Consider the following 413-nt stretch of genomic DNA (forward strand, 5'->3'; position numbering starts at 1 on the left):
ATAAATCTTTGTTGTATCGTGTATTACTTTGGTCGCGAGTTGCAAATCGGGTTTTACTTGAGCTTTGTTCACATAAAGCGGAAACGGCTGATCAAATTTATGACGCAGCTTATTCTATAGACTGGAGTCGATATTTCGATTGTACGGCTAGTTTTGCGGTCGATTTCTCTGGGCAAAATGAACATGTCAACAACACTACCTTTGGTGCTTTGCGAGTAAAAGATGCAATTGTTGATAAGTTTCGTGACCTTGTTGGGGACCGGCCCTCAGTTAGTCGAGCCGAGCCTGATATCCGTATATCAGCCAGGTTGGCAAAAGGGAAAATTAACGTAAGCCTCGACTTGTCAGGTGAAAGTCTCCACAAACGCGGCTATCGTTCTGTTACCGGTGCTGCGCCACTCAAAGAAAACCTT

Annotated in this window: 1 protein-coding gene; it reads left to right on the forward strand. The window is 44.3% G+C overall.

The features are described 5' to 3' along the window. Positions 1-413: THUMP domain-containing protein (locus tag A3761_RS07550; protein ID WP_231881190.1), on the forward strand; the 413-nt coding region annotated here is incomplete at both ends.

Source organism: Oleiphilus sp. HI0123, assembly GCF_001635315.1.